Source organism: Gilvimarinus sp. 1_MG-2023 (assembly GCF_030548285.1).
This window is the reverse complement of record NZ_JAUOSC010000952.1, coordinates 1-275: the sequence shown is the minus strand read 5'-3', so window position 1 is coordinate 275 and position 275 is coordinate 1. Positions and strand designations below refer to the sequence as shown.

Below are 275 nucleotides of genomic sequence, written 5' to 3'. Positions count from 1 at the left end.
GATAAGATCCATAACCGATCCGATTGAAGCTGGCTCGGTTGCCTCAGGTTCTGCAGCTGGACTGGGCTTGGCTTGGGAAGCCTTAGCGCGTTTGCTGGATGCCAGTGCCTGAACCGATACCAGCACCACTGCCACAATCAAGGCAATGAGTACCAAAGCGATCAATAACACCAATATCTCGAGTACATCCATAATCCTGAAACCTCATGACTGACAGCGGAAATGATAGTGATTGTCCAAAGAACAAGAGACCAGAATCACTGCAATCTTGCCAA

1 protein-coding gene is annotated in these 275 nt (G+C 48.7%); it reads right to left on the bottom strand.

What is annotated here, in order from left to right; genetic code table 11:
* The coding region (locus tag Q4563_RS19685; RefSeq protein WP_303605720.1) for a hypothetical protein at positions 1-192 on the bottom strand (192 nt) is incomplete at its 3' end.
* Positions 193-275: the final 83 nt, after the last annotated feature.